Origin of the sequence: Streptomyces sp. NPDC101165 (assembly GCF_044768135.1) — a bacterium.
GTDB lineage: Bacteria > Actinomycetota > Actinomycetes > Streptomycetales > Streptomycetaceae > Streptomyces.
In genome coordinates this window covers 143,096-167,062 of sequence record NZ_JBIWPG010000014.1, presented here as the reverse complement: position 1 = coordinate 167,062, position 23,967 = coordinate 143,096, and the positions used below count along the sequence as shown (strand labels likewise).

General features: G+C 71.6%; 24 protein-coding genes. 13 read left to right on the top strand and 11 right to left on the bottom strand.

Annotation, left to right across the window (positions count from 1 at the left end):
* Positions 1–55 precede the first annotated feature (55 nt).
* The 3 genes from ACIRVH_RS29070 to ACIRVH_RS29060 are packed head-to-tail and all read left to right on the top strand — an operon-like array spanning position 56 to position 2,967.
* Entirely contained in the window at positions 56–1,522 is a 1,467-nt protein-coding gene (locus ACIRVH_RS29070; protein ID WP_403958967.1) for an amino acid permease, read from the top strand.
* Positions 1,523–1,564: 42 nt separating this feature from the next.
* The gene (locus ACIRVH_RS29065) at positions 1,565–2,053 is read left to right on the top strand and encodes a macro domain-containing protein (RefSeq protein ID WP_403958964.1); all 489 of its coding nucleotides are present in this window, start codon (positions 1,565–1,567) and stop codon (positions 2,051–2,053) included.
* The gene (locus tag ACIRVH_RS29060) at positions 2,050–2,967 is read left to right on the top strand and encodes an adenosine kinase (protein WP_403958962.1); all 918 of its coding nucleotides are present in this window, start codon (positions 2,050–2,052) and stop codon (positions 2,965–2,967) included. Before ACIRVH_RS29065 ends, ACIRVH_RS29060 begins: the two co-directional genes overlap by 4 nt.
* Positions 2,968–2,979: 12 nt before the next feature.
* Here ACIRVH_RS29060 and ACIRVH_RS29055 read toward each other — a convergent pair whose 3' ends face one another.
* Positions 2,980–4,473, bottom strand: coding sequence for a M1 family metallopeptidase (locus ACIRVH_RS29055; protein ID WP_403958959.1), 1,494 nt, complete (start codon positions 4,471–4,473; stop codon positions 2,980–2,982).
* Positions 4,474–4,645: 172 nt separating this feature from the next.
* On the opposite strand from ACIRVH_RS29055, the gene ACIRVH_RS29050 reads away from it, so the two are divergent.
* The gene (locus ACIRVH_RS29050; protein ID WP_403958958.1) at positions 4,646–6,607 is read left to right on the top strand and encodes a Xaa-Pro dipeptidyl-peptidase; all 1,962 of its coding nucleotides are present in this window, start codon (positions 4,646–4,648) and stop codon (positions 6,605–6,607) included.
* Between the two features lie 289 nt (positions 6,608–6,896).
* Here the strand turns inward: ACIRVH_RS29050 and ACIRVH_RS29045 are convergent, their stop codons facing one another.
* The gene (locus tag ACIRVH_RS29045; RefSeq protein WP_403959174.1) at positions 6,897–7,811 is read right to left on the bottom strand and encodes an FAD-dependent oxidoreductase; all 915 of its coding nucleotides are present in this window, start codon (positions 7,809–7,811) and stop codon (positions 6,897–6,899) included.
* Between the two features lie 90 nt (positions 7,812–7,901).
* On the opposite strand from ACIRVH_RS29045, the gene ACIRVH_RS29040 reads away from it, so the two are divergent.
* The 3 genes from ACIRVH_RS29040 (at position 7,902) to ACIRVH_RS29030 (ending at position 11,210) form a co-directional block, all read left to right on the top strand.
* On the top strand, positions 7,902–8,930 hold the full coding sequence (locus tag ACIRVH_RS29040) for an oxidoreductase (protein ID WP_403958956.1): 1,029 nt from the start codon (positions 7,902–7,904) through the stop codon (positions 8,928–8,930).
* Positions 8,931–8,996: 66 nt separating this feature from the next.
* Positions 8,997–10,637 (top strand): ABC-F family ATP-binding cassette domain-containing protein, encoded by a 1,641-nt coding sequence (locus ACIRVH_RS29035; protein WP_403958953.1) that lies wholly within the window; start codon positions 8,997–8,999, stop codon positions 10,635–10,637.
* An 84-nt stretch (positions 10,638–10,721) separates the two neighbouring features.
* On the top strand, positions 10,722–11,210 hold the full coding sequence (locus ACIRVH_RS29030; RefSeq protein WP_403958950.1) for a DUF1003 domain-containing protein: 489 nt from the start codon (positions 10,722–10,724) through the stop codon (positions 11,208–11,210).
* A 42-nt stretch (positions 11,211–11,252) separates the two neighbouring features.
* On the opposite strand, the gene ACIRVH_RS29025 is transcribed toward ACIRVH_RS29030, so the two are convergent.
* Both ACIRVH_RS29025 and ACIRVH_RS29020 read right to left on the bottom strand, forming a co-directional pair.
* Positions 11,253–11,690, bottom strand: coding sequence for an SRPBCC domain-containing protein (locus ACIRVH_RS29025; protein WP_403958947.1), 438 nt, complete (start codon positions 11,688–11,690; stop codon positions 11,253–11,255).
* Complete coding sequence (locus ACIRVH_RS29020; RefSeq protein ID WP_403958945.1) at positions 11,687–12,010, bottom strand: ArsR/SmtB family transcription factor; 324 nt, start codon at positions 12,008–12,010, stop codon at positions 11,687–11,689. Before ACIRVH_RS29020 ends, ACIRVH_RS29025 begins: the two co-directional genes overlap by 4 nt.
* Before the next feature lie 112 nt (positions 12,011–12,122).
* Here ACIRVH_RS29020 and ACIRVH_RS29015 point away from each other — a divergent pair, with 112 nt between their 5' ends.
* Genes ACIRVH_RS29015 through ACIRVH_RS29005 form a run of 3 tightly spaced genes read left to right on the top strand, consistent with a single transcriptional unit; the run spans position 12,123 to position 13,673 of the window.
* Complete coding sequence (locus ACIRVH_RS29015) at positions 12,123–12,545, top strand: SRPBCC domain-containing protein (RefSeq protein WP_403958942.1); 423 nt, start codon at positions 12,123–12,125, stop codon at positions 12,543–12,545.
* Between the two features lie 56 nt (positions 12,546–12,601).
* A complete protein-coding gene (locus ACIRVH_RS29010; protein WP_403958939.1) occupies positions 12,602–13,174 on the top strand; it encodes a TIGR03086 family metal-binding protein in 573 nt (190 codons plus the stop codon).
* A gap of 43 nt (positions 13,175–13,217) precedes the next feature.
* The gene (locus ACIRVH_RS29005) at positions 13,218–13,673 is read left to right on the top strand and encodes an SRPBCC family protein (RefSeq protein WP_403958937.1); all 456 of its coding nucleotides are present in this window, start codon (positions 13,218–13,220) and stop codon (positions 13,671–13,673) included.
* A gap of 13 nt (positions 13,674–13,686) precedes the next feature.
* Here the strand turns inward: ACIRVH_RS29005 and ACIRVH_RS29000 are convergent, their stop codons facing one another.
* From ACIRVH_RS29000 to ACIRVH_RS28990, 3 genes are all read right to left on the bottom strand, one after another.
* The gene (locus ACIRVH_RS29000) at positions 13,687–14,424 is read right to left on the bottom strand and encodes a DUF4232 domain-containing protein (protein ID WP_403958935.1); all 738 of its coding nucleotides are present in this window, start codon (positions 14,422–14,424) and stop codon (positions 13,687–13,689) included.
* Positions 14,425–14,499: 75 nt separating this feature from the next.
* Positions 14,500–15,078 (bottom strand): DinB family protein, encoded by a 579-nt coding sequence (locus ACIRVH_RS28995; protein ID WP_403958933.1) that lies wholly within the window; start codon positions 15,076–15,078, stop codon positions 14,500–14,502.
* 222 nt (positions 15,079–15,300) lie between these two features.
* Entirely contained in the window at positions 15,301–17,706 is a 2,406-nt protein-coding gene (locus ACIRVH_RS28990) for a Tex family protein (protein ID WP_403958932.1), read from the bottom strand.
* 185 nt (positions 17,707–17,891) lie between these two features.
* Here ACIRVH_RS28990 and ACIRVH_RS28985 point away from each other — a divergent pair, with 185 nt between their 5' ends.
* Positions 17,892–18,851 (top strand): GlxA family transcriptional regulator, encoded by a 960-nt coding sequence (locus ACIRVH_RS28985; RefSeq protein ID WP_403958930.1) that lies wholly within the window; start codon positions 17,892–17,894, stop codon positions 18,849–18,851.
* A gap of 50 nt (positions 18,852–18,901) precedes the next feature.
* Positions 18,902–19,537, top strand: coding sequence for a DJ-1/PfpI family protein (locus ACIRVH_RS28980; protein ID WP_403958928.1), 636 nt, complete (start codon positions 18,902–18,904; stop codon positions 19,535–19,537).
* On the opposite strand, the gene ACIRVH_RS28975 is transcribed toward ACIRVH_RS28980, so the two are convergent.
* Positions 19,524–20,279, bottom strand: coding sequence for an enoyl-CoA hydratase/isomerase family protein (locus ACIRVH_RS28975; RefSeq protein WP_403958926.1), 756 nt, complete (start codon positions 20,277–20,279; stop codon positions 19,524–19,526). The genes ACIRVH_RS28980 and ACIRVH_RS28975 overlap by 14 nt on opposite strands.
* Before the next feature lie 236 nt (positions 20,280–20,515).
* On the opposite strand from ACIRVH_RS28975, the gene ACIRVH_RS28970 reads away from it, so the two are divergent.
* Positions 20,516–21,010 (top strand): ATP-binding protein, encoded by a 495-nt coding sequence (locus tag ACIRVH_RS28970; protein WP_403959172.1) that lies wholly within the window; start codon positions 20,516–20,518, stop codon positions 21,008–21,010.
* A gap of 7 nt (positions 21,011–21,017) precedes the next feature.
* Here the strand turns inward: ACIRVH_RS28970 and idi are convergent, their stop codons facing one another.
* The 3 genes from idi to galE form a co-directional block, all read right to left on the bottom strand.
* Positions 21,018–21,611: an isopentenyl-diphosphate Delta-isomerase gene (gene idi / locus ACIRVH_RS28965; protein WP_403958923.1), complete on the bottom strand. Its 594-nt coding sequence runs from the start codon at positions 21,609–21,611 to the stop codon at positions 21,018–21,020.
* 184 nt (positions 21,612–21,795) lie between these two features.
* Positions 21,796–22,737 carry a cation diffusion facilitator family transporter gene (locus tag ACIRVH_RS28960; protein WP_403958920.1) on the bottom strand — a complete coding sequence of 314 codons (942 nt, stop codon included), beginning with the start codon at positions 22,735–22,737 and terminating at the stop codon, positions 21,796–21,798.
* Between the two features lie 136 nt (positions 22,738–22,873).
* Positions 22,874–23,845, bottom strand: a complete 972-nt coding sequence (galE, locus tag ACIRVH_RS28955) for a UDP-glucose 4-epimerase GalE (RefSeq protein WP_403958917.1) — start codon at positions 23,843–23,845, stop codon at positions 22,874–22,876.
* Between the last annotated feature and the right edge of the window lie 122 nt (positions 23,846–23,967).

Genomic DNA, 23,967 nt, shown 5'->3' with positions numbered 1-23,967 from the left:
ACTGTACGGACACCCGGCCCACGAGGTTCGGGCGCACCAGGAAGTAGAACCACCCGTGAGCAACGAAGCCGTGGAATCGGCCCAGGCGGCTGCCCGTCCCGAGGCGGCCCAGACGCCCGCGGACGCGGGCGACGCCGGATACAGCAAGGACCTCAAGGCCCGCCACGTCAACATGATCGCCATCGGCGGCGCCATCGGCACCGGACTCCTCCTGGGCGCCGGCGGCCGCCTGCACAACGCGGGCCCGGCGCTCGCCGTGGCCTACCTGGTCTGCGGCGTCTTCGCCTTCTTCGTCGTCCGGGCGCTGGGCGAGCTGGTCCTGTACCGCCCGTCCTCGGGCTCCTTCGTGTCGTACGCGCGCGAGTTCCTCGGCGAGAAGGGCGCCTACGTCGCCGGCTGGATGTACTTCCTCAACTGGTCGACCACCGGTATCGCCGACATCACCGCGATCGCGCTCTACACGCACTACTGGAGCATGTTCACGAGCATTCCCCAGTGGGTGCTCGCCCTGATCGCCCTCGCGGTGGTCCTGGCCGTGAACCTGATCTCGGTGAAGATCTTCGGCGAGATGGAGTTCTGGTTCGCGATCGTCAAGGTCGCCACCATCGTCGGCTTCATGCTGATCGGCATCTTCCTGCTCGCCACCCAGCACAAGGTCGGCGGCCACACCCCCGGCCTGAGCATGATCACCGACCACGGCGGGATCTTCCCGCACGGTGTGATGCCGGTCGTCCTGGTCATGCAGGGCGTGATCTTCGCGTACGCCGCGCTGGAGCTGGTCGGCGTCGCCGCCGGCGAGACCGCCGAGCCGGAGAAGGTCGTCCCGCGCGCGGTGAACTCGATCATGTGGCGTGTGGGCCTGTTCTACGTCGGCTCGGTCGTGCTGCTCGCCCTGCTGCTGCCGGGCTCCGTGTACTCCGCCGACCAGAGCCCGTTCGTCACGGTCCTGTCGAAGATCGGCGTCCCGGCGGCCGGCGACGTGATGAACCTGGTCGTCCTGACCGCCGCCATGTCCTCGCTGAACTCCGGCCTGTACTCGACCGGCCGCATCCTGCGCTCGATGGCCATGGCGGGCTCCGCGCCCAAGTTCACCGCCCGGATGAACCGCAGTCAGGTCCCCTACGGCGGCATCCTGCTGACCTGTGCGGTCTGCGTGCTCGGCGTCGGCCTGAACTACCTGATGCCCAGCCAGGCCTTCGAGATCGTGCTGAACGTCGCCTCCCTCGGCATCATCAGCACCTGGGTGATCATCATGCTCTGCCACATGATCTTCGTCCGCCGTGCCCGCGCGGGCCTGGCGACCCGGCCGCACTTCCGTCTGAAGGGCAGCCCGGTCACGGAGATCGCCACGATCACCTTCCTGCTGGTCTGCCTCGGCATGATGTGGAACGACCCCGAGGTCGGCCGCAGGACCCTGCTGCTCATTCCGGTGATCGCCGTGTTGCTGGTCGCCGGCTGGTTCGGGGTGCGCCGCCGGGTGTCCAAGAACACCGACCAGGAGCTGTCGCAGCTGACGAAGTAGCAGCTCACCGCCACTGTCAGTGGCATCGCCTACGGTGGCGTCATGTCGGAGATCACGTATGTCCGGGGTGACGCCACCGTTCCGTCGGTCAAGGGCGTCAAGGTGATCGCCCATGTCTGCAACGACATCGGGGGCTGGGGGAAGGGCTTCGTCCTCGCGCTCTCGCGGCGCTGGCCTGAGCCCGAGGCGGCCTACCGGGCGTGGCACCGCGACCGCGCCAGGAACGACTTCGGGCTGGGCGCCGTCCAGCTCGTCAAGGTCGGCCCGCACGTGTGGGTGGCCAACATGGTCGGCCAGCGAGGCACCCGCACGGGCAGCAAGGGCGTCCCCGTCCGCTACGAGGCGATCGACACCGCCCTCGGCCGCCTCGCCGACGAAGTGATCGAACTCGGCGCGTCCGTGCACATGCCCCGCATAGGCTGCGGCCTGGCGGGCGGCAAGTGGTCCCGCATAGAACCGCTCGTCACCGAGCGGTTGGTGAGCCGCGGTATCGCGGTGACGGTCTACGACCACGGGGAGGGCGGGGGATGACCGCACAGGCAGGTGCCCACGACGTTCTGGTGCTGGGCGGAGCCGGCGTCGACACGATCGTGTACGTCCCGGAGCTGCCGCTCCCGTACGCCGACAGCTACATGATCGACTCCGGCATCCGGACGCGCGCCGGGCAGACCGGGGACTTCGTCGCCGTGGGCCTGGCCGCGCTGGGGCTGCGCACGCACCACCTCGACCTGCTCGGCGACGACCCCGAGGGCGACCTCGTCCGTACCCTGCACGAGGAGCGGGGCATCGGGCTCACCGCGCTCCCGCAACCCGCCGGGACCAAGCGCGCGGTGAACCTCGTCGGCCCGGACGGGCGCCGCCTGTCGCTGTACGACACCAGCCGCGCCCACCCCGACGACCGCTTCCCCGAGGAGATCCTGCGCAAGCTGGCCGCGGCGAGCCGGCACGTCCACGTGACCATCACCCAGCCCTGCGCCCACGCCCTGCCGGTACTGGCCGAGGCGGGCGTGCCCCTCTCCACCGACCTGCACGACTGGGACGGCGAGAACCCGTACCACGAGTCGTTCGCGCTCGCGGCGGACGTCGTCTTCCTCTCCGCGGCCGCACTGACCGACCCCGAGCGGACCATGCGGCGCATCGCCGAGCGCGGCCGGGCCGAGACCGTCGTCGCCACGGCGGGCGCCGAGGGCGCGTATCTGCTGGCCGACGGCGAGCTGACCCGGATACCGGTGGCGGACCCGCCCGCGCCGGTGGTCGACTCCAACGGCGCGGGCGACGCCTTCGCCGCCGCGTTCCTCTACGGCCGCCTCACCGGCGAGCCGCCCCTGCGGTGCGCCTGGTACGGGGCGGTCGCCGGTGCGTACGCCTGCACGGTCCCGGCCACCCGCGCGGGGGCGCTGGGCCGGGACGAACTGCTCGAGCAGGCGGCCGAGCCGAGACCCTGAGGCGGCCGGGCGTCAGTGCCCGTGCACGTAGTTCGTCGCCTCGATCCTCTTCCACGACTTCGGCTGGGTGACCGTCGTACCCGCCTTCGCGAGGGACGCCGTGCGTGCCGCGGGCGCGGCCGGCTTCGACGGCTGGAAGAGCCAGGTGTGGAACAGCGCGGCCAGCGACTTGCCGGACACCTGCTCGGCGTACCTCTGGAAGTCGGCCACGGACGCGTTGCCGTAGGCGTGCTCCTTCGGCCAGCCCTTCAGGACGGCGAAGAAGGCGTCGTCACCGATCTCGTTGCGCAGCGCCTGGATGGCGAGCGCACCCCGGTCGTACACGGCGATGTCGAACTGGTCGTCCGGGCCCGGGTCGCCGGGCTTGACCGTCCAGAACGCGTCGTCGGCCGGGTGGGAGGCGTACACGTAGTCGGCGAGCTCCTGGGTGGTGCCCTCGCCCTCGTGCTCGGACCACAGCCACTGCGCGTAGCGCGCGAAGCCCTCGTTGATCCAGATGTCCTTCCAGTCCTTCAGTGACACGTCGTCGCCGTACCACTGATGGGCCAGCTCGTGCACGACGACCGAGGTGTTGGAGCCGTTCGCGAACTGCTTGGGGCTGTAGTAGACGCGGGTCTGCGTCTCGAGCGCGTAGCCGGTGGTGGTGTTCGGCACGTACCCGCCGGCCGTGCTGAACGGATACGGCCCGAAGTAGCCGCTCAGCCAGTCCACCAGCTCCCCGGTGCGCTCCACGCTGGCCCGCGCGGCGCCGTCGTTGTCACCGAGGTCCTTGCTGTAGGCGTTGATGACGGGCACCCCGCCGTCGGAGGTGCTGGTGGTGACGTCGAACCTGCCGAGGGCGAGCGTGGCCAGATAGGTCGCCTGCGGCTTGTTCTGCCGCCAGTTGTAGCGGGTCCAGCCCAGCTTCGAACTGGTGGACTGGAGCGTGCCGTTGGAGAGGGCCTGTGTGCCGTCCGGGACGGCCACCGACACGTCGTAGGTCGCCTTGTCGCTCGGGTGGTCGTTGCTCGGGAACCACCACCAGGCGGCCTCGGGCTCGTCCGCGGCCACAGCGCCGTCCGGTGTGCGGTGCCAGGTGGTGAAACCGTAGGCGCTCTTCGCCGACGGCACGCCGCTGTAGCGGACGACGACGGTGACCGCCGTGCCCTTGGCCAGTGGTGTCTTCGGGGTGACGACCAGTTCGTGCTGGCCGGACGTCGCGAAGGACGCCTTGGCGCCGTTGACCCGCACCTCGCTCACGTTCAGCAGGAAGTCCAGGTCGAAGCTGGACAGGTCCTGCGTGGTCTTCGCCAGGATGGTCGCCGTGCCCTGCAGCTCGTCCGTCTTCGGCTGGTACTGCAGCCTCAGGTCGTAGTGCGAGACGTCGTAGCCGCCGTTGCCGTAGTCGGGGTAGTAGGGGTCGCCGATGCCCGGCGCGCCGGCGGAGTGGCTCGCGGCCGATGCCGGGATCGCCAGCAGGAGGGAGGCCGCCGCGAGTGCTCCCGGCGCGATGATTCTGCGGTGCACGTCAGCTCCAAGTCGTCGGGACAGGAAGTCTGTTCGGAGCCTATTCAGTAGCTGTGGCCCCTGACCTGTCCACAGCCCCCGCCGTCACACGATCGCCATTCAGCCGACACAGCCACGCGCGTCGCCGTAAAGCCCTCTTCTGTACGGGAGTTGTCCGGAGTACCGTCCGCGCATGCCGATTCGTTCGACCATGCGCACGCGCTTCACGATCTGGAGACCGCTCGCGACTGCGGCCGTCACAGCCCTGCTGGCCGCATTCCTCGCCCCCGCCGCCGCGCACGCGGCGCCCCGCGAGAGCCGCCCCGTCTACTCGTACGCACACGCCATCCGCGAGGCCGTCTGGGTGGACACCGGCCTCGACGAGGACGGCGACGGGAAGAAGGACCGCGTCGCCGCCGACATCGTCCGACCCGCCGAACCCGCCCGCCAGGGCCGCAAGGTGCCGGTCATCATGGACGCCAGCCCCTACTACTCCTGCTGCGGACGCGGCAACGAGAGCCAGAAGAAGACGTACGACACGCACGGCCATGTCGTCCGGATGCCGCTGTTCTACGACAACTACTTCGTGCCTCGCGGCTACGCCTTCGTCGGCGTGGACCTCGCCGGCACCAACCGCTCCGACGGCTGCGTCGACGTCGGTGGCCGCTCCGACATCCGGTCCGCCAAGGCCGTCATCGACTGGCTGAACGGACGCGCCAAGGCGTACACGACCCGGACCGGCACCCGAACCGTCAGGGCCGGCTGGACCAACGGCCGCACCGGCATGATCGGCAAGAGCTGGGACGGCACGATCGCCAACGGCGTCGCGGCCACCGGCGTCAAGGGCCTGAAGACGATCGTCCCGATCAGCGGGATCTCCTCCTGGTACGACTACTACTTCGCCCAGGGCGCCCCGCTGTACGACGGCGGCCCCGACGAGCTGGCCGGCTACGTCGAGAGCGCCGGCGCGACGGCCCACTGCACGGCGGTGCAGAAGAAGCTCGCCGACGGCAGCCCGCGCAGCGGGGACTGGACCCCGCTGTGGACCGAGCGGAACTACGTCAAGGACGCGGCCAAGGTCAGGGCCAGCGTGTTCCTCGTGCACGGCATGCAGGACCTCAACGTGCGCACCAAGCACTTCGGCCAGTGGTGGAACGCCCTGGCCGCGCAGGGTGTCGAGCGCAAGATCTGGCTCTCCCAGACCGGGCACGTGGACCCCTTCGACTACCGGCGCGGCGCCTGGGTCGACACCCTGCACCGCTGGTTCGACCACGAGCTCCTCGGCTACGACAACGGCATCGACCGCGAGCCGATGGCCGACATCGAACGCCACCCCGACCAGTGGGTCACCTCCAAGGTCTGGCCGCCGCACGGCACCCGGGCCACCACGCTCCACCCGGCCCACGGCACCCAGCCCGGCGTCGGCACCCTCGGCCTCGGCCCGGCCACCGGCACCGAGACGTTCACCGACGACCCGAAGCTGAGCGAGACCGACTGGGCCGCCCACCTCACCACGTCCACACCCGAGAAGGCCGGCTTCATCACGGCGCCGCTCACCCGCGACCTGCGCCTGTCCGGCTCCTCCAAGGTGACCGTGACCGCCACCCCGACCACCTCCTCGGCCCACCTCTCCGCCGTCCTGGTGGACCTCGGCCCGGACACCATCCGCGACTACGCCGACAGCGCCGAGGGCATCACCACGCTCACCAACCGCACCTGCTGGGGCCAGAGCACGGCCGGGGACAGCGCCTGCTTCAAGGCGACCGCGGCGAAGACGGCCAAGGTCGACTCCACGGTGTTCAGCCGCGGCTGGGCCGACCTCGGTCACTACGCCTCCCTCGACCAGGGCGTTCCGCTCACCCCGGGCAAGGCGTACACGATCACCCTGTCCCTTGCGGCGACCGACCACGTCATCCCGAAGGGGCACCGCCTGGCACTGATCGTCGCAGGCACCGACAAGGACCTCATCGACCCTCCGTCCACCAAGCCGACCCTCACCCTGGATCTGTCCCGTACGACGGCCCGGCTCCCGCTGGTCGGCGGCACGGCGGCGTTCGAACGGGCCACTTCCGGCAGTGTGACCGCCGCGCCCGCGGCGCGCACCCTGGACGGCGTCCGCGCCCCGCGCGCCTCCCGGCACGTCCCGGCGAGCTGATCACCCAGGCACTACTCGGTCCCCTCCGGGGGAATCAGCCGGTGCCGGGCGGCCGACCGTTCGCGCGGTCGCCCGCTCGGCACCGGCACGAGGAGGCCCGGCACGAGGAGGCCCGGCACGAGGAGGCCCGGCGGGCCCTCCGGTTCCGGTTCCGGCTCTCGCTCCCCGGTCCGGTTCCGGATCCCGCTCCCGCTCCGGCTCTGACTCTCGCTCCGGCTCCGGCTCTCGCCCGGGCTCAGGCGCCGGCTCCCGCTCTCGCTCCCGCTCAGGTTCTCGCTCTCGCCCCGGCTCAGGCTCCCGCTCCGGTCAGTCCGGCCGCCTCCCGGGCGCACCCCCAGGCCACCGTGATCCCGGCTCCGCCGTGCCCGTAGTTGTGCACCAGCACCCGCCCGTCCGGCAGCGCCTGCCGTTCCAGCCGTACGGAGTCCCGGGCGGGCCGGAGCCCCACACGGTGCGCCAGCACCCGTGCCCCGGCGATCTCCGGCCGGACGGTCGCGCACCGCGTGACGATCGCAGCGGCGGTCGCCGGGTCCGGCTCCAGCGACCAGGCGTCCTCCTCCGCCGTACCGCCCAGAAGCAGCCCGCCGGGCTGCGGGAAGAAGTAGGTCGAGGTGTCGGAGGAGTGGTCGACAGAGGTGAACCAGGTCGTGATCCCGGGGTTCTCCACCACGACCAGCTGTCCGCGCACCGGGCGCACCGCCGGATCGGGCACCAGCGATCGCGCCCCGAGCCCCGCGCAGTTGACCACCACCCCGGCGGGCACGGAGGCCAGATCGGTCACCTCCCGCTCCTCCACCAGGCCGCCCGCCTCGACGAACCGCTTCCGCAGCCACGCCAGATGGACCGGCATGTCGATCAACGGAAGCCGCGCCGCCAGCCCGTCGGCCACCGCCCGCAGCCCCGGCACCCGGCCCGCCCAGGCACCCAGCTCGTCCAGCCGGGTCCCCCGGTGTACACCCTCGACCAGGCGTACGCCCGTCTCCTCCGGCCGGTCGGCCAGCTCCTCGTACACGCCGAGGGAGTCCAGCGCCCACGCGCCGACGAGCGGCTCGGGCTCGATCCGGTACGGCCACCACAGCGCGCCGGCGACCGCCGAGGTCGTGCGCTCGGCGGGCTCCCGGGCCCACACCCGTACCCGGCGGCCGGACTCGGCCAGCGCCACGGCCGTCGTCAGCCCGGCGACCCCGCTGCCGACCACGATCACTTCGTCACTCGACTCGCGTTTCACGCCAGGACGCTAACGGAATATGTCATGCCGCGCTCACATCCGTCCCGGTGTGGGGATACTCACAGCATGTCTGCCGCATACGCGACCTTCGGCCTGGCACCGGCGATGCGCGCCGGCGGCGTCCTCGCCGACGGCGGCTACCAGGTCCACCGCGACTTCGTGGACTTCATCGTGGACGGGCGTCCGCTGCTGTTCCAGCTCTCCGACCTGGACGCGGTCTCCCCACTCGCCTCCGACATCCCGCCCGCCATCTTCACCGCGCAGGTGCGCAGCCTGCTGCTGGAGACCGAACCACCGCTCCCGGACGGTCGGTTCGTGATCTACGGCTGTCCCGAGTGCGCGGACCTTGCCTGTGGTGCCGTCACCGCCGTGATCGAGCGGGACGGCGACGACTTCATCTGGCGGGACTTCGCCTGGCAGACGGAGGAGCACGCCGACCTGAACCTCAACGGCTACCACGGCATAGGGCCGTTCCGCTTCGCCGGACCCGAGTACCGGGCCGCCCTCGCCGCCCTGATCGAGGACGCCGACGGCCCGCCCGCGCCCCGCCGCCGGGTGCTCCTGATCGGCGCCCGCGTGGCCGTCCTCGCCAAGCTCGCCGCCGCGCTGCGCACCATCGGCATAGGCGCGGACATCACCCAGGACGCCCGTGGCGTCCACGCCGAGGAGCTGCGCGGCTACGGCGCGGTCGCCTTCGGCCGTGCGGTCGGCGAGGCGGAACGGGCCGCCGTACGAGAGGCGTTCGAGCGTGCCGGGGTCGAGGTCGCCTACGTCAGCGGCCTGGCCCCGATCATCCCCCTGCTCGTCGCGCAGATCGAACACGCCCTGGACCGCAGCCCGCTCCCACAGCGCCGGCTGACCGGCCTGGTCGCCGCCGACGGCGAGGCGGCCGTCGACGTCACCTCGCCCTGCCGGGTCCGGGTCACGGTCTACCGCCTGGACCGCCTCTACCGCACCCACACCCAGGAGGTCTTCGACGGCGTCCTGGAGCCCGGCCGCCACCGCATTCCGCTGGACCCGAAGGCGGCGAAGGGGGAGGCGTTCGTGGTGGCCAGAACGTCCGGGAGCGTGCTGGTGGAGCCGATGCGGAAGTGACGGCCGGGCAGTCCACGGGAAACCCCGCGGATGGCCACGTGCCCGGGACACTAGGATCGCCTCCTGATGACTGCCACCCTCGTCGCCAAGAACCTCACCGCCGGGCACGGCGACCGCTCCCTCTTCTCCGGGCTCGACCTCGTCGTCGCGCCCGGCGACGTGATCGGGCTGGTCGGTGCCAACGGCGCGGGCAAGTCCACCCTGCTGCGGCTGCTCGCCGGGCTGACCGCGCCCGAGCAGGGCGAGCTGCGGCTGTCCCCGCCGGCCGCGACCGTCGGCCATCTGCCGCAGGAGCCGGAGCGCAGGCCGGGGGAGACCGTCCGGGAGTTCCTGGCCCGCCGCACCGGCGTCGCCGAGGCGCAGCGCGTGATGGACGAGGCCACGCAGGCGCTGGTCGACGGTGCGCCCGGCGCCGACGACGCGTACGCGACCAGCCTGGAGCGCTGGCTGGACCTCGGCGGCGCCGACCTGGAGGAGCGCGCCGAGGAGGTCACCGACTCCCTCGGTCTGGCCGTGGACCTGGACCAGCCGATGACCTCGCTCTCCGGCGGCCAGGCGGCCCGCGCAGGTCTCGCCTCCCTCCTCCTCTCCCGCTACGACGTCTTCCTGCTCGACGAGCCGACCAACGACCTCGACCTGGACGGCCTGGAGCGCCTCGAACGCTTCGTGACCGGCCTGCGCGCGGGCACGGTGGTCGTCAGCCACGACCGCGAGTTCCTCACCCGCACGGTCACCAAGGTCCTCGAACTCGACCTGGCCCAGGGACAGATCAACCTCTACGGCGGCGGCTACGAGGCCTACCTGGAGGAACGGGACGTCGCCCGTCGGCACGCCCGCGAGGACTACGAGGAGTTCGCCGACAAGAAGTCCGCCCTCCAGGACCGCGCGCAGATGCAGCGCTCCTGGATGGACAAGGGCGTCAAGAACGCCCGGCGCAAGTCGGGCAACGACAACGACAAGATCGGCCGCAAGTTCCGCAGCGAGGCCAGCGAGAAGCAGGCCGCCAAGGCCCGCCAGACCCAGCGCATGATCGAACGCCTGGAGGTCGTCGAGGAGCCGCGCAAGGAGTGGGAGCTGCGCATGGAGATCGCGGCCGCCCCGCGTTCCGGCGCGGTGGTGGCGACCCTGCGGGACGCCGAGGTCCGGCGCGGCGACTTCACCTTCGGCCCGGTGTCGCTGCAGATCGACTGGGCGGACCGGATCGCGGTCACCGGAGCCAACGGCGCGGGCAAGTCGACCCTGCTCGGGGCACTGCTGGGCCGGGTCCCGCTCGACTCCGGACATGCCGCCCTCGGCTCCGGCGTCCTGGTCGGCGAGGTCGACCAGGCCCGCAAGCTGTTCCACGGCCCGGAGGCGCTGCTGGAGGCCTTCTGCGCGGCCGTCCCGGACACCGAGCCGGTCGAGGTCCGCACCCTGCTCGCCAAGTTCGGCCTGAAGTCGGACCATGTGCTGCGCCCGGCGGCCACCCTCTCCCCGGGCGAGCGCACCCGTGCCGCCCTGGCGCTGCTCCAGGGCCGGGGCGTCAACCTGCTCGTCCTCGACGAGCCGACCAACCATCTCGACCTGCCCGCCATCGAGCAGCTGGAGTCGGCTCTGGACTCCTACGAGGGCACGCTGCTCCTGGTGACGCACGACCGGCGGATGCTGGACGCGGTCCGGGTGACCCGCCTGCTGGAGGTCGCGGCGGGCAAGGTCACGGAACGCTGACCGACCTAGTGCCGCACCGAGGATCGGGTCCGCCCGCCGCGTAGGCTCACGGCTGTTCCGGAGACGGTCGGTCGGGGAGTGGGCATGAGTGGTGCGGTGAGCGGTCCGGGTCGGCCGGGCGGTCCGGCTCTGCGGCTGCTGCGCGAGCAGGACGTGCTCGCGCGGATACGGGGCACCGAGGACAAGATCGCGGACGTGATCACCGCCTTCGCGGGGACCATGCTGTTCGTCTATCTGCACGCCCTGTGGTTCACGGTCTGGATCGTGTTCAACGAGGGCGCGTTCGGCCAGAAGGCGGTCTGGGATCCCTTCCCCTTCGGGCTTCTCACCATGATCGTCAGCCTGGAGGCGATCTTCCTGTCCACCTTCGTGATGGTGAGCCAGAACCGCCAGGCCGCCCGTGAGAACGTGCGCGCCGACCTGGACTTCGAGACCAACGTGCGCTCGGAGGTGTGGTCGATCCACATGGGCCGCGCCCTGGGCGTGGACCCCGAGGAGGTCGAGCGCAAGGTGCAGGAACTCCTCGCGGAGAACCGCGCCCGGATGAGCGGATCCGCCCACTCCTCTCAGTGATGCTCGCCGTGCCCGTGTGACGCCGACTCACATCCGGCCGGCTCACATCCAGGCGTCGGGACCGGGATCGCCGCCCGCCGCCACGACGGCGAGCCGGTCGGTGTAGTGCTTCCAGCCCTCCTCGTGCGCGGCACACGCCTCGGGGGAGGGCAGGTCCCGGTGGACCAGGCGCAGCAGGGTGCCTTCGGGCACCGGCTCCAGGGTGATCTCGACCGTGGACGAGCCGGGCGGCACGGGCATCTCGTCCTCGACCCAGCCCCAGGTGAACACGATCCGCCTCGGCGGGTCGATCTCGACGAAGCGGCCCTCGGCGATGTGCTCGCCGTTGACCCGCGTCCGGTAGGCGCCGCCGGGCTCGAAGCTGAACTCGCCGTCCTGACCCATCCAGGACAGCCACTTGTCCCGGTCGGTGAAGAAGGGGAACACCGTCTCGGGGCGCGCCGCGATGCGCCGTTCCACGGTGACCGCGTTGTCCCTCACGAGTCCGTCCCTTCGGGGCGCTCCGCCCGTTCCGCCGCCTCCGCCAGTTCGGCGAGCGTGTCCAGCTTGGTGGCCCACATGGACTGCAGATACGCGGCCAGCGGACCGAGAGCCTCGCGGTCGGCCTGGTAGAAGCGCTTCTTGCCGTCCTGGCGCAGCGTAACGAGGCCGGACTCCCTGAGCACCTTGAGGTGCTGGGAGACCGCCCCGAACGTGACGTCGAACCGCTCCGCGATCTCGCCCGCGGACAGCTCCGCGTCCCACACCAGCCGCAGGATCTCGCGCCGCCGGGGCTCGGCGACCGCTCGTACCGCATCCATGGAGGTCATTTTAGTCGCCACTTGAATTTGCCAGAACCCGTGAGTCATTTTAGTGTGGACTAAAACGAGGCGCAGGGGGCAGCGCTCAACACTCGAGGGAGGAGCACCCGACATGCCCGACATCGCGATGCAGCCGGCCGTCGAGGCCGATGCGGACACCGTGTACACGGCGATCTCCACGGCCGAGGGGATCCACGGCTGGTTCACCACGACGGCCACCGCGGGCGACGGCGTCGGCGGCCTGCACGAGCTGGCGTTCCCCGGCGTCCCGGAGCCGTGGCGGCTACGGGTCACCGAGGCGGAGCCGGGCAAGCGGCTCGTCCTCGCGGGCCTGAACGGACCGTGGACCGGCACGGAGCAGACCTACGAGATCCTGACCCGCCCCGAGGGCGGCGTCACCCTGCGCTTCACGCACAGCGGTTTCCCGGCCGTCGACGACGCCTACCGCGACTTCACGTACGGCTGGGCGACCAAGTTCGTCCAGCTCAAGAGCTACGCCGAGACCGGCGAGCCCGCGCCCTTCTTCACCGGCTGACCGCCACCGGGCCGCACGGACCTCACCGACCCGTTGATCCCCCAGGGAGAGAACCCATGAGCACCCAGCACAGCACGTTCCAGCCCGCCATCCGGGAGTGCGCCGACGCCGTCGCCGCGATCGCCTCCGGCATCCGGGACGAACAGCTTCAGGACCGCACTCCGTGCGAGAAGTTCACCGTCGCCGAACTCGTCGACCACCTCGGCTCGACCCTGCAGTCCGCGGCGCGGGCCGCCCGCAAGGAGGCACAGCCCGGTGCCGGCCCCGTCCCGGCCGTCTCTCCTCGGGCGCTGGCCGACTCCGCGGGGCTCGCCGCGGTGGCCTGGTCCGACCCCGCCGCCTACGAAGGGACGACGGAGTTCGGCCCGGGGGAGATGCCTGCCACCGTCGCCGTCTCCATCACGCTGCAGGAACTCGCCCTGCACGGCTGGGACCTGGCACGCGCCACCGGTCAGCCGTTCGGCGTCAGCGACGAGACCGGGCGGATCACGCTCGGTGTGGTCGAGCAGATCGCCGAGCAGGTCCGGGGCAACGGCGGATACGCCCAGGCCGTGCCGGTACCGGGGGACGCCCCGGCCTTCCAGCGGGCGCTCGGCGCCAGTGGACGCAATCCTGGGTGGAACGGCTGACCGCCGGGAGGGCGGAGTCCCGCGGGGAGGTCGAGAGAGCGGTATGACGATCGACGAGACGGCGGAACGTGTCATCGCGCTGCCGCCCGAGCGGGTGGCCGCGTACGCCATGGACTGGCGCCACGATCCGGAGTGGACCCAGGGAATCCGCACCGCGGAGCTGACCAGGGCGGCGGCCGCAGGCGGCTTCGGCGTCGGCGCCGAGGTCACCCGCACCGCCCACTTCCTCGGCCGGCGCATCGACTACGTCCTGCGGGTCGCCGCGCACGAGCCGCCCGGGCTGCTGGACATGGTGTCGGTCGCGGGGCCCCTGCCCATGCACGTCACCTACGCCTTCGACGAGCACCCGCGGGGCACCCTGGCCCGCATCCGGGTCCGCGGCGACGCGGGCTCCCTCTACCGCCTGGCCGCCCCGGTGATGGCCAGAAAGGTCCGCTCGTCCATCGGCAAGGACCTGCGGGACCTGGAACGGCGGCTGACGGAGCCCACACCGAGGTGACCGCCCGGACCGGTCAGCCGACCACTCCGAACGGGGTGACCTCGATGCGGCCCTCACAGGGGGAGAGCTGCGCAGCGGGAAGCAGGGTCAGCGCACCGGAGCCGCCCGGTATCCGAATGTCGACTCCGTAAGGTGCGTCCACCAGGGTGCCGCACAAGTAGGACCCCTGCCAGACCAGCGTGAACGAGGTCGAGTGCCCCGGGGCCAGCACGATGTCGGGAACGCCGTGAGTGGAAGACCGGGTGATCGCGAAGGGGCGGGTTCCCGACCTGCTCGCCGGCTTGCCGCAGGACGGTGACGGGTCGCCCTTGGCGCAGACACGTAGGGTCTGGTCACCGAAGAAGGTGAGACCGGGCCAGCCGCGCAGGCGGCACGCCGAGCCGGAGCGGTTGCGCAGCTGGATCGGGGTGCCGAACCAGCCGGATCCGCGGCCGGCCGGCAGGCCGGTGCGTCCCTCCGATGCCGTGAGGTCCCTCGCGGCACAGGCGGATACGCGGGGCGCAGCGGCCGCCGTCGCGCGGGCCGGTCCGTTCGCGGGAGCCGCTGTGCGGCCGGGCGTCGTACGGCTCGGCGTCGGTTTCCCGGCCGGGACGGGTGAACCGCCAGGGCGCCCGACGGGATCGCCCTCTGGGGAGGCCGACGTCGCCACGGCGGCGGGCGGTGGTGTCGCCGAGCCGACGCCACCGCCGCACGCCGTGGTCGCGGCCAACAGGACTCCGACCGCGAGAAGTTGTGTCCCCCGCACTCTCACGACGCGAACGGTATCCGCGTGTGCGGAGGCTGCGGAGACGCGGCGGCGAACGTACTTGATCCCGCCGTCCGCCGTTCACCTGTCCTGCTGCCCGGCCTCCTTCGCCGCCCGCTCGACCCGCTCGACGTGCTCGGGATCGAACGGCGCCGTGTTGAGGCCGTTCCGCCGCTGCCCCACGGACCCGTCGATCAACTCCCGCACGACGTCGGCGTGCCCGGCGTGCCGCTGGGACTCGGCGATCATGTGCGTGAGGATCCGGTGCAGCGTCAGCTCGGTGCCCGCATCCCCCGGCAGCCGGCCGACCGCGTCCAGCGGCAGCGAGACGATCGTCTCGTCGGAGTGCGCCCACGCCTTCCGGTACCGCCCGACGATCTCCTCGCGGCTCTCGTCCGGCCGCGCCCACAGATCGGCGTCCGGCTCGGCGTCCCCGGTGATCCACAGGGGTGCACCGGCGAAGGGCCGCCCGAAACAGGCCCCGAAGTACAGCGCCTCGGCGCCGGTGAGGTGCTTGACCAGGCCCAGCAGATTGGTCCCGGTCGGGGTCAGCGGACGCCGGACGTCGTACTCCGACAGGCCCTCCAGCTTCCACAGCAACACGTCACGGGCGTCCTGCAGATACACCTGGAGGTCGGCCTTGGGATCTGATCCAGTCATGGGATCAGTCTGGTGATCGGGTGATTCCGGTGCACGGAATTCTTCGTGCGGGGAGGGGAGGCCAACTCGCGGCGCGGAGCGACGAAGCTGCCCCGACGCGGACCCGGCGAGGACGCACGAACGCGTCCCCGCCGGGGTCCGGGGCGAAGCCCCGTGAGGGTGCTTCTCAGCCCACCCGGACGGGCGGGCGGCCGGCAGACGGGCCAGCGGCGGAGCCCCGGCTCAGCGGCGTCCGTCCTTCGGGTTCAGCAGTCCCGCCCGCCGCAGCGCGTCCGCCATGGCGCTGTTGGCCGGCGCCGGCGCCTGACGCCCGCCCCGGTCACCGCCGCGGCCCTGCCGCTGGCCCTGGCCCTGACCGCCCTGCCGCTGGCCCTGGCCGCCCTGCCGCTGCTGAGGCGGCCGGGAACCGCCGCCCCGCTGCTGCTTGCCGCCCTGCCCCTGCGGCGCGGCCTCGTCGTCCAGCCGCAGCGTCAGCGCGATCCGCTTGCGCGGGATGTCCACGTCGAGGACCTTCACCTTGACGATGTCACCGGGCTTGGCCACGTCCCGCGGGTCCTTCACGAACGTCTTCGACATCGCCGAGACGTGCACCAGACCGTCCTGGTGCACACCGATGTCCACGAACGCGCCGAAGGCCGCCACATTGGTGACCACGCCCTCCAGGACCATCCCGGCGGACAGGTCGGAGATCTTCTCCACGCCCTCCTTGAAGGTGGCCGTCTTGAAGGCGGGCCGCGGGTCGCGCCCCGGCTTCTCCAGCTCCTTGAGGATGTCGGAGACGGTCGGCAGACCGAAGGTGTCGTCCACGAAGTCCGCAGGGCGCAGCGAGCGCAGCACACCGGTGTTGCCGATGAGGGAGGCGACCTCCTGGCCCGAGGTCTTCACCATGCGCCGCACCACCGGGTACGCCTCCGGGTGCACGCTGGAGGCGTCCAGCGGGTCGGCGCCGTCGCGGATGCGCAGGAAGCCCGCGCACTGCTCGTACGCCTTCGGGCCGAGCCGCGCCACCTTCTTCAGCTCGGAGCGCGACGAGAACGGCCCGTTCGTGTCCCGGTGCGCGACGATGTTCTCGGCCAGGCCCGAGGAGATGCCGGACACCCGCGAGAGCAGCGGCACGGACGCGGTGTTGACGTCCACACCGACGCCGTTCACACAGTCCTCGACGACCGCGTCCAGCGAGCGGGACAGCTTCACCTCGGACAGGTCGTGCTGGTACTGGCCGACACCGATGGACTTCGGGTCGATCTTCACCAGCTCGGCCAGCGGGTCCTGCAGCCGGCGCGCGATGGAGACCGCGCCGCGCAGCGAGACGTCCATGTCGGGCAGTTCCTGCGAGGCGTACTGCGACGCCGAGTACACGGACGCGCCCGCCTCGGACACCATGACCTTGGTGAGCTTCAACTCCGGGTGCTTGGAGATCAGTTCACCGGCGAGTTTGTCGGTCTCCCGGGACGCCGTGCCGTTGCCGATGGCGACCAGGTCGACCGCGTGCTCCTTCGCCAGCCGGGCCAGCTTGGCGATCGCCTCGTCCCACTTGTTGGCCGGGACGTGCGGGTAGATCACGTCCGTGGCGACGACCTTGCCGGTGGCGTCGACCACGGCGACCTTCACGCCCGTACGGAAGCCGGGGTCCAGGCCGAGCGTCGAGCGCGTGCCGGCCGGGGCGGCCAGCAGCAGGTCGCGCAGGTTCGCCGCGAACACGTTCACCGCCTCGTCCTCGGCCGCCGTACGCAGCCTCAGGCGCAGGTCGATGCCGAGGTGCACCAGGATGCGGGTGCGCCAGGCCCAGCGGACCGTGTCCGTCAGCCACTTGTCGGCGGGGCGGCCCCGGTCGGCGATCCCGAATCGGTGGGCGATGATCCCCTCGTACGAGGACGGGCCCTCCGTGGCCTCCTCCGGCTCCAGGACGAGATCGAGGACGTCCTCCTTCTCGCCGCGCAGCAGCGCCAGGACGCGGTGCGAGGGCAGCTCGGTGAACGGCTCGGCGAAGTCGAAGTAGTCGGCGAACTTGGCGCCCGCCTCCTCCTTGCCGTCCCGCACCTTGGCGGCCAGCCGCCCGCGCACCCACATGCGCTCGCGCACCTCGCCGATCAGGTCGGCGTCCTCCGAGAACCGCTCGGTCAGGATCGCCCGCGCGCCCTCCAGTGCGGCCTGCGGATCGGCGACGCCCTTGTCGGCGTTCACGAACGCGGCAGCAGCGGCCAGCGGCTCGACCGCCGGGTCGCCCAGCAGTCCCTCGGCGAGCGGCTCCAGCCCCGCCTCCCGCGCGATCTGTGCCTTGGTGCGCCGCTTGGGCTTGTAGGGCAGGTAGATGTCCTCGAGCCGCGCCTTGGTCTCGGCGCCGCGGATCTGGGCCTCCAGCTCCTCGGTGAGCTTGCCCTGCTCGCGCACCGACTCCAGGATCGCGGTCCGCCGCTCCTCCAGCTCCCGCAGATAGCGCAGCCGCTCCTCGAGCGTGCGCAGCTGCGCGTCGTCGAGCATCTCGGTCGCTTCCTTGCGGTAGCGGGCGATGAAGGGCACCGTCGAGCCGCCGTCGAGCAGCTCCACCGCGGCCTTCACCTGCCGCTCCCGTACGCCGAGCTCCTCGGCGATCCTGCCTTCGATGGACCCTACGAGGGGTGTCGTCACGATCCCGTACCGCCTTCTCCACTGAGGTTGCGCGGCAATTGTGGCAGGTGACACCGACAACTGGGGATCAGGGCGGCACGTGGCGGGCCGCCGCACCCGGAAGCCGGGCCCGGTTCCTGCCGCGTGGCAGAAAAGGTGGGGAACCCGTCATTGCGGCCATGTGCCGGTTCTCGAAGAATCGAGACATGCCGCAGCGCACCCTCCTCTTCGTCCTGTTCGACGGCGTGCAGAGCCTCGACGTCACCGGCCCCGTCGAGGTGTTCGCCGGCGCCGAGCACCACACGCCGGGGACGTACCGCCTGCGCACGGCCTCCCTGGACGGCGGCCCGGTGCGCACCTCCAGCGGCCTCACCCTCGTACCGGACGAGGCGCTCACAGAGGTCTCCGCCCCGCACACCCTGCTGGTCCCCGGCGGTGCGGGCACCCGCAGCCCCGATCCGCGGCTGGTCGAGTGGCTGCGCACGCACGGCCCGCGCGCGCGGCGCCTCGTCTCCGTCTGCACCGGGTCGATCCTGCTCGCCGCCGCGGGCCTGCTCGACGGCCGCCGCGCGACGACCCACTGGGCCCACTGCGACAAGCTCGCCCGCGACCACCCGGCCGTGGTGGTGGAGCCCGAGCCGATCTACGTACGCGACGGACACGTCTCCACCTCGGCGGGCGTGACCTCCGGCATCGACCTCGCCCTGGCCCTCGTCGAGGAGGACCTGGACCGGGACGTCGCGCTCTTCGTCGCCCGGCACCTGGTGGTCTTCCTGCGCCGGCCCGGCAACCAGGCGCAGTTCAGCGCCCAGCTCGCCGCCCAGACCGCGCAGCGCGAACCCCTCCGGGAGGTCCAGCGATGGATCACCGAACACCCCGCCGACGACCTGACCGTCGAGTCCCTCGCCGCCCGCGCCCGGCTCTCGCCCCGCCACTTCGCCCGCGCCTTCCGCGAGGAGACCGGTACGACACCCGGCCGCTACGTCGACCGCGTCCGCCTCGAACACGCCCGCCGGCTCCTGGAGGACACGTCCGACGGCGTGGAGGAGATCTCCCGCGCCAGCGGCTACGGCACCCCCGAAGCCATGCGACGCGCCTTCGTCAGGTCCTTCGGCACCCCGCCCGCGGAGTACCGCAGACGCTTCCATCCGGCATCCGCCCACTGAAACCGCAGTACGCCACCGAGTCCGGAACGCGCCCAGTGAAGGGAATCCCCATGCACATCGCCCTGCTCGTCCACGACCGCTTCACCGCCCTGGACATCGTGGGACCCTACGAGGTCCTCAGTCATCTCCCGGACGCGCGGGTCGACTTCGTCGCCGAGCAGCCCGGCCCCGTACGCACCGACACCGGCTTTCTCGCCGTCACCGCGGACAAGGCCCTGCACGAGGTGCCCAACCCCGACATCGTGGTGGTCCCCGGCGGCCCCGGCACCTTCGACCAGCTGAAGAACCAGGCCCTGCTGGACTGGCTGCGCGCCGTCGACGCGACGAGCACCTGGACGACCTCGGTGTGCTCGGGCTCGCTGCTGCTCGGCGCCGCGGGCCTGCTGAGGGGCCGGCGCGCCACCAGTCACTGGCTCGCGCTGGACCTTCTGAAGGAGTTCGGCGCCGAACCGACGGGGGAGCGGGTCGTCACCGACGGCAAGTACGTCACCGCCGCCGGCGTCTCCTCGGGCATCGACATGGGCCTCACCCTGGTCGGCAGGATCGCCGGCGACGAACACGCCCAGGCCGTCCAGCTGCTGATCGAGTACGACCCGCAGCCGCCGTACGACGCCGGCTCCCCGGACAAGGCGCCCGCGCACCTCGTGGAGGAGTTCCGCACCCACAGCCGCTTCACTCTGGTGTAGACACGCTCCAGGTGAAGCGCGGCTGCCTGCGCTCCAGGAACGCGGCGACCCCCTCCGCGGTGTCGCCGCTGCCGCGTGCCTGCTCCGCCCAGTGGGCGTCCCGGTCGGTGCGGCCGTTCGCGAACTCCTTCGCGGCGGCCTGGGTGAGCTGGGAGCGCGACACCAGGATCCGGGCCAACTCGGCCACCCGCTTGTCCAGTTCGCCCTCGGGCAGCACCTCGTCCACGAGCCCGGTGCGCAGCGCCCGCTGGGTGTCGATCAATTCGGCCGAGAACAGCAGGTACTTGGCGGTGGCCGGTCCCACCAGCGAGACCAGCCGCCGGGTGGACGAGGCCGGGTACACGATCCCGAGCTTCGCCGGCGTCACCCCGAACAGTGCGCCCTCCTCGGCCAGCCGAAGATCGCAGGCCGCGGCGAGCTGGGCTCCGCCGCCCACGCAGTGGCCGCGGATCGCGGCGAGCGTCGGCTTGGGAAACGCGGCGAGGGCCTCCTCGGCCGCCACGGCCAGCCCCTGCGCCTCGGCGGGCGAGCCCTGGAGCGTGGAGATGTCCGCGCCCGCGCAGAAGGTCGCGCCCTCCCCGGTGAGCACCAGCGCCCGTACGTCCGGGTCTCCCGCCAGCCGGGCCAGCAGCGGCGGCATGGCTCGCCACATCGCGGCCGTCATGGCGTTGCGCTTGGCCGGGTGACGGATGACGACCGTGGCGACGGCGTCGACGACCTGGTGCGACAGCTGGGGATCCATGCGGTGGATGCTATCCGGACGGCTCCGCCGGGCTCTTTGGGAGTTTTCCCACAACACGAATAGTTCGTGAACCGGCGTCAGGGGGACAGGAGTGGTCCCACAACTGCCGTTGTCATACGCACGCGATCAGAACCGTTCGATAAGCGCTGACTTGTGTTCAGTCCTTCGGTGCGGAGCGGATCGTTACCAACACTCGACGTGTGGTGACAATCGAGCGCGAGGGTGGCGACCGGACGATGGACAACCACGGGCGCGGGGACGACCCGCGCCCAGCGGGGGGCGCCGAGCGGCCGCCTGATCCACTGCCGTACGAGGGAGTGTGGCGGTTCACTGCGGCCGCCGTGGACGCGTCGGTCCCGCAGGCGCGACACGCCGTACGGGACCTGCTGCTGCGCCAGGGCGTACCGGTCTCCGACGACCTGGTCCACGGGCTGCTGCTGATCGTCTCCGAACTGGTCACGAACGCGGTCCGGCATGCGGCGCTGCTGTCGCCGGTGCTCGCCGTTGAGGTGGCCGTCGGGGCCGAGTGGGTACGGGTCTCGGTGGAGGACAACCATCCCTACCGCCCCACCGCCCTGGAGGCCGACCATGGTCGGACCGGTGGCCGCGGGCTGCTCCTGGTCCGCGAGGTGGCCCGGGAGGCGGGCGGAGTGGTCGACGTGGAGCACACGGCGAGCGGCGGCAAGGTGATCTGGGCCGCCCTGCCGCTCAAGCCCGTGACCCTCGCCTGACGGGGGACTACCAGCCCGCGGACTCGCCCGTCAGCTCCCTGATCGCCGGACGGGCCGCGTCCAGCACGGTCATGAACCACGCCGAGAACGGGTCCTGGGCGTGCCGCTCCGCCAGCTCGGCCGCCGTCACGAAGGCGGTCTGACCGACCTCCTCCGAGTCCGGCGCGGGCGGTGTCTGCACCAGGCCGACGAACAGGTGGTTGAACTCCTGCTCGACCAGGCCCGAGGCCGGGTCCGGGTGGTTGTAGCGGACCGTGCCCGCCTCCGCCAGCAGCGACGGCGACACGCCCAGCTCCTCGTACGTCCGCCGGGCCGCGGCCGCGAAGGGCGCCTCGCCGGGGTAGGGGTGGCCGCAGCAGGTGTTGGACCACACACCGGGGGAGTGGTACTTGCCGAGCGCCCGCTGCTGGAGCAGCAGTCTGCCCTGCTCGTCGAAGAGGAACACCGAGAACGCCCGGTGCAGCTGTCCCGGTGGCTGATGGGCGGCGAGCTTCTCCGCGGTGCCGATCGTCACGCCCTTCTCGTCGACCAGTTCCAGCAAAATCGCCTCTGCGGTGCCGTTCGACGAGCTGTGCGTCTCGGTGGCAGGTGTGATCGGCATACCCATCCTTCGCCTCGGTCTTCGCGCCCCAAGTCTGCCGTACGAATCCGGCACTCCCGGCACTTCCCGGCACGTCCGCATGTCCCGCGCGGGGGGCGGCACCGAGGTGGGGCCCGGTAGGTCATCGTGCCCGGCGGGCCCAGCCGGGAACCGTTCCGGGAATATCGAACGAATGTGTGTGCGGTCAGTGGCACAGACGTGCTTCGTGCTCCGCGTGCCCGCCCGGCTCCAGCTGGAAGGTGCAGTGCTCCACGTCGAAGTGGCCGCCCAGGCAACCCTGCAGCTCGTGCAGCATCTTCTCGTTCCCGATGGCGTTCAGCACCTCCGAGCTGACCACCACGTGCGCGGACAGCACGGGCAGGCCCGAGGTGATCGTCCAGGCGTGCAGATCGTGCACGTCCTCCACCCCGTCCAGGGCCAGGATGTGCGCCCGCACCTCCGCCATGTCGACGTCCTTGGGGGCCGCCTCCAGCAGCACGTCCAGCGTCTCGCGCAGCAGCTTCAGCGTCCTCGGCACGATCATCAGTCCGATGACGAGCGAGGCGATCGGGTCGGCCGCCTGCCAGCCCGTGGTGAGGATCACGGTCGCGGAGATCAGCACCGCCAGCGAGCCCAGCGCGTCCGCGGCCACCTCCAGGAAGGCGCCACGCACGTTCAGGCTCTCCTTCTGCCCGCGCATCAGCAGGGTGAGCGACACGGTGTTCGCGATCAGGCCGATGAAGCCGAACACGATCATCAGGCCGCCCCGGGTCTCCGCGGGCGTGACGAACCGCTGGATCGCCTCGTACAGGACGTAGCCGCCGACGCAGAGCAGCAGCAGACAGTTGGCCAGGGCGGCGAGGATCTCGGCACGGGCGTAGCCGAAGGTGCGGTTGGTGCTCGGCGGGCGGTTCGCGAAGTGGATGGCGAGCAGCGCCATGCCCAGACCCACCGCGTCGGTCGCCATGTGGGCCGCGTCCGCGATCAGGGCGAGCGAGTCCGCGAGAAGACCGCCGGCGATCTCGACCACCATGACCATGAGCGTGATGCCCAACGCCACGCGCAGCCGGCCACGGTACGCGGCCGCGGCCGTACCTGTGGGCGGCACATGGCTGTGCGTATGCCCGTGGTCGTGCCCTGCCCCCATGAGATGTCCGCCCTTCCGTGTTGCTTCCGAGCTGACAGTGAACTACGGGCGGGGGGTATCGGGCAACGCGGCACTGAACACCGTTGTCATGTGCCCTGACCTGCGTAAACGAACCGCTGGTCAGGGCGTTGCCGACTCACTTGCCGTGGTGCAGCTGCCAGCCCTGCCAGGCCGACTCCACCATCTCGCGTACCCCGCGCCGGGCCCGCCACCCCAGTGTCTCGGCGGCCCGCTCGGCCGAGGCGACCGCGCGCGGCGCGTCCCCCGGGCGACGCGCCTCCACCAGCGGCGCCCGCCGGTCGCCGGTGACCTCACCGATGACCGTGATCAGCTCGCGCACCGAGACGCCCTCGCCGCGGCCGATGTTCAGCGTCAGATCGCCGGTCAGGTCGCCGTCGGAGAGCCGCCGGGCCGCCGCGAGATGCGCCTCGGCGAGGTCGGCCACGTGAATGTAGTCACGGATGCAGGTGCCGTCCGGCGTCGGATAGTCGGCACCGAAGATCCGCGGGGCGTCGTCGCGGGTGAGCCGGTCGAAGACCATCGGCACGATGTTGAACACACCCGTGTCCGACAGTTCCGGCGCGGCCGCGCCCGCCACGTTGAAGTAGCGCAGGCACACCGTGGAGATTCCGTGCGCGGCTCCCGCCGCCCGCACCAGCCACTCCCCGGTGAGCTTGGTCTCGCCGTACGGGTTCACCGGCGCGCACGGGGTGTCCTCGGTGATCAGGTCCACGTCCGGGTTGCCGTACACGGCCGCCGACGAGGAGAACAGCAGCCGGCCGACGCCGGCCTCGGCCGTCGCGTCCAGCAGAGTGGCCAGGCCGCCCACGTTCTCCCGGTAGTAGCGGGTGGGCTGGGCCACGGACTCGGCGACCTGCTTGCGCGCCGCGAGATGGACGACACCCGTCACGCCGTAGTCCGCGAAGACCCGCTTCAGCAGGTCGCCGTCCATCGTCGAACCCTCGACGAGCGGGACGTCCGCGGGGAGGCGCGAGGGCACGGCGGCCGACAGGTCGTCGAGCGCCACGACGCTCTCTCCGGCGCCCGTCATGGCACGTGCCACATGCGACCCGATGTATCCGGCTCCGCCGGTGATCAGCCACGTCATGGTCGCCCACCCTATGCCGCCCCGTCCGCATGTCCCTGATGCCCGGGTCTGGGGCCACGGTTTGTGGGGCGGGCCCCGGATCACCGATGATGATCGCGGCAAAGGCCTGGGCAGCCCCCGTG

Coding starts and splice junctions, on each gene's coding strand:
- ACIRVH_RS28980 (WP_403958928.1), top strand. CDS start 18,902: ATGCACATCGCCCTGCTCGTCCACGACCGCTTCACCGCCCTGGACATC.
- ACIRVH_RS29020 (WP_403958945.1), bottom strand. CDS start 12,010: ATGGATGCGGTACGAGCGGTCGCCGAGCCCCGGCGGCGCGAGATCCTG.
- galE (WP_403958917.1), bottom strand. CDS start 23,845: ATGACGTGGCTGATCACCGGCGGAGCCGGATACATCGGGTCGCATGTG.
- idi (WP_403958923.1), bottom strand. CDS start 21,611: ATGCCGATCACACCTGCCACCGAGACGCACAGCTCGTCGAACGGCACC.
- ACIRVH_RS28960 (WP_403958920.1), bottom strand. CDS start 22,737: ATGGGGGCAGGGCACGACCACGGGCATACGCACAGCCATGTGCCGCCC.
- ACIRVH_RS29030 (WP_403958950.1), top strand. CDS start 10,722: ATGAGTGGTGCGGTGAGCGGTCCGGGTCGGCCGGGCGGTCCGGCTCTG.
- ACIRVH_RS29035 (WP_403958953.1), top strand. CDS start 8,997: ATGACTGCCACCCTCGTCGCCAAGAACCTCACCGCCGGGCACGGCGAC.
- ACIRVH_RS28985 (WP_403958930.1), top strand. CDS start 17,892: ATGCCGCAGCGCACCCTCCTCTTCGTCCTGTTCGACGGCGTGCAGAGC.
- ACIRVH_RS29015 (WP_403958942.1), top strand. CDS start 12,123: ATGCCCGACATCGCGATGCAGCCGGCCGTCGAGGCCGATGCGGACACC.
- ACIRVH_RS29060 (WP_403958962.1), top strand. CDS start 2,050: ATGACCGCACAGGCAGGTGCCCACGACGTTCTGGTGCTGGGCGGAGCC.
- ACIRVH_RS28995 (WP_403958933.1), bottom strand. CDS start 15,078: ATGACTGGATCAGATCCCAAGGCCGACCTCCAGGTGTATCTGCAGGAC.
- ACIRVH_RS29005 (WP_403958937.1), top strand. CDS start 13,218: ATGACGATCGACGAGACGGCGGAACGTGTCATCGCGCTGCCGCCCGAG.
- ACIRVH_RS28975 (WP_403958926.1), bottom strand. CDS start 20,279: ATGGATCCCCAGCTGTCGCACCAGGTCGTCGACGCCGTCGCCACGGTC.
- ACIRVH_RS28970 (WP_403959172.1), top strand. CDS start 20,516: ATGGACAACCACGGGCGCGGGGACGACCCGCGCCCAGCGGGGGGCGCC.
- ACIRVH_RS29050 (WP_403958958.1), top strand. CDS start 4,646: ATGCCGATTCGTTCGACCATGCGCACGCGCTTCACGATCTGGAGACCG.
- ACIRVH_RS29065 (WP_403958964.1), top strand. CDS start 1,565: ATGTCGGAGATCACGTATGTCCGGGGTGACGCCACCGTTCCGTCGGTC.
- ACIRVH_RS29010 (WP_403958939.1), top strand. CDS start 12,602: ATGAGCACCCAGCACAGCACGTTCCAGCCCGCCATCCGGGAGTGCGCC.
- ACIRVH_RS29040 (WP_403958956.1), top strand. CDS start 7,902: ATGTCTGCCGCATACGCGACCTTCGGCCTGGCACCGGCGATGCGCGCC.